At 28.5% G+C, this 2,624-nt stretch carries 3 protein-coding genes and 1 pseudogene; all 4 read right to left on the bottom strand.

Going from position 1 to position 2,624, the window contains the following annotated elements; all coding sequences use genetic code 11:
• Positions 1 to 618 (bottom strand): annotated as a pseudogene (locus CD126_RS11810) (hypothetical protein); the annotation flags it as partial.
• 53 nt (positions 619 to 671) lie between these two features.
• The gene (locus tag CD126_RS11805; RefSeq protein ID WP_103370526.1) at positions 672 to 926 is read right to left on the bottom strand and encodes a hypothetical protein; all 255 of its coding nucleotides are present in this window, start codon (positions 924 to 926) and stop codon (positions 672 to 674) included.
• Between the two features lie 163 nt (positions 927 to 1,089).
• A complete protein-coding gene (locus tag CD126_RS11800; protein ID WP_103370525.1) occupies positions 1,090 to 1,824 on the bottom strand; it encodes a midas domain-containing protein in 735 nt (244 codons plus the stop codon).
• 222 nt (positions 1,825 to 2,046) lie between these two features.
• Positions 2,047 to 2,301 (bottom strand): hypothetical protein, encoded by a 255-nt coding sequence (locus CD126_RS11795; protein WP_049407457.1) that lies wholly within the window; start codon positions 2,299 to 2,301, stop codon positions 2,047 to 2,049.
• Positions 2,302 to 2,624: the final 323 nt, after the last annotated feature.

Genomic DNA, 2,624 nt, shown 5'->3' with positions numbered 1-2,624 from the left:
ATCTAGTAAATATGAGTAATAAAATTCGTCATCCTCTTTTTTAGTTGATACTTCTATAAGTTCTACATAATAATAATATAAATGTGAATCCCAATTATCATAATTAATAAATTCACTAATATCTTCTTTGAATAAGTTGAATAATTTTTTAGTGGTCAATTCTTTGTTAAAAACTAAATCTTCATATACTTTCCCATCTATTTGAGTAACACATCTATGCAAACTATCTCTTATATAGTCATATTTCAAAGACCTATCTTCTATATCGTAAAACAAAGAATAACTATCAATATTCTTTAGTTCATTTATTAAATTTTCTAGCCTTAAATAGAAAAGGATATTTTTGTATTTTCTAGCATTATCTACATCTTTTTTACTATTTTCATAATAGCTAATTAGAGACATAATTATTAAATCAGGAATCTCATCATCTCTATTAACGAGCCTTTTTATTTCAAATTTATAAATCGCTTCAATTTTATCTTTAACTTCTTCATCTACGTAATTATTAGCAATATAATAAGCACGTGCCGGGGTTAAAGAAGTATAATATATAAATTCATTTAAGTAATTTGTTTCCTCTATTAGCTTCTCTCCTTTTTCTGTTGCCTTGTACACTGTTGGTAACTCTAAACCTTCTATTGTGTCATAGTATTTTCTAATTCGATTAATTATTTCTTGCTTATTACCGCTTTTTTTATCCCATTTTGTTTTAGAATTTGCTTTAATTGGGGGATAGTCATTTTACTTATACTTATATCAAACTCTTGAGTCTTTATTAAAGCTTCATTATCAATTAAACGATTTATTGAAGATAAAACTGTTTCGTCACCTTTAGCTAGAGTGTTATTCTCAAATATTTCATTGTTAACTTCTCTGTTTACATTCTTATTTAAAAGTATTAAATCAATTGCTGTTAAACTCACATTATTGCCTCCTTTCCATTAGTAACAGTTTTTATAAGATTTCGCATTGTTATTGAAGTTATGATTAATAAATAATGCTTTCTATTTAAATACACTCCACGCGGTTGCTTGACTTGCTTAATTCTTTGCGTTACAGTAGCCATTCTAACTCTCCTTTTTTTGCCTAATTAACTGTTTGATTTTCTTTTTCTCTTTGTGCTTTACTGTACTCATTTACTAAATCTAGAACGTCTTTATATTGATCCGATGGTACATCTTCGGAACTAGCCTCGTATACTGGTATACCCTCTTTATAAACGAATGTATTGTAGAAATCAGTAGTTGTATTATAAATATCTTTATTAACATAACCATCTTTATCGTCTATAAATCCATCTGGTGAGGTGATTGCTCCACCACTATCAACTATTTCACCTGTAAATTTATTTACAATGGCATAATTTTTAACTGAACTATTAATACCTCCAAAGGGCGTTTCAATAAAAATTTCATTATCTGTACTACGATCTTGATTATAGATCAGTTTATTTTCGTCTGTAGTTAAACTTTGAACATCATCTGCTTTATAATCAATCGCTTTCGCCTCATCAATTGAGATAGGTTCATTATTTTCGGCTATTTGATCGCTATTTTCAGCGTTATTATTTGGATCTTTATGTTCAAACTCTTGATTTGGATTCGATTCATCATCTTCAGAGCGATTCTGTTCATTGTCATTCGTTTGTTGCTCAGATTGATTATTGTCTGTTTGTTGCTTAGACTCATTTGACATCTTATCTGTTCTCTCTGAAGTTTCATTCTCTTTGTCATCTTTACGATTCTCGTCGTTATAGGTTCCACAAGCACTTAGTACTAATACAGATGATAAACCAATTGTCCATAAAGCTTTTAATTTCATAAATACATCTCCTATATCATATTCACACTCAATATTAACAGACGTTTACTATTTTGTAATAAAATATTTTTAATATTATGTAGTATAGATTATAGAATGATGTCTTTGAATTTCATCATAAAAATAAGCCCGACAACCTAACAGATTAGTCATCGGACTCACAACTTCTAATTTGATTTTTCTCTCACTATTACCTTTTAGCTATAAACTCTAAATTAACACTTAGTTATTTTTCTCCCTCTCGCTCATACCTGTCTGAGCAAACAATACAAGTTCACCAATAATTAATATGATGAAGAAACTAGCTACAGTTATCACTTTAGTAAATAATAGAATTGCCAATACGATAAGTAATAATGCTGGAATGAGATACTTCCACTTTCCACCTGCATAACGAGAAATGAAATATTGAGCAGCGAGAATAGGTACGATTATTAATACTCCAATAATTTTACGTAGTATATAATGACCAGCCATATATGTATCCTCCCGAAGTGGATGAGTATCATAATTTCACAATAACATTAAATTAATTCTGAACATAGTTTGTTTATGTTATTAATTATTAAGGCTCTAGTATAAAGATTCTTGAATAATAAAATAGAGCCTGGGTTTTATGACCTAGACTCTCTTTCATATTTAAGATGGAACGAATAATTATTTATGTTTTGAGTTATGGTTAAATCGTATTATTAATGCAGCAATCCCCATAATTAATACAAGCACAAGCACAATTATATTTATAATTGTTTTATAACTTTCGTCATTTGTGAATAAAGAGTTGATTATAATAATTATAG

This window comes from Staphylococcus pettenkoferi (genome assembly GCF_002902685.1).
Taxonomy (GTDB): Bacteria; Bacillota; Bacilli; order Staphylococcales; family Staphylococcaceae; genus Staphylococcus; species Staphylococcus pettenkoferi.
The sequence above is the reverse complement of the archived record's forward strand: the minus strand, read 5'-3'. Positions and strand labels throughout refer to the sequence as shown.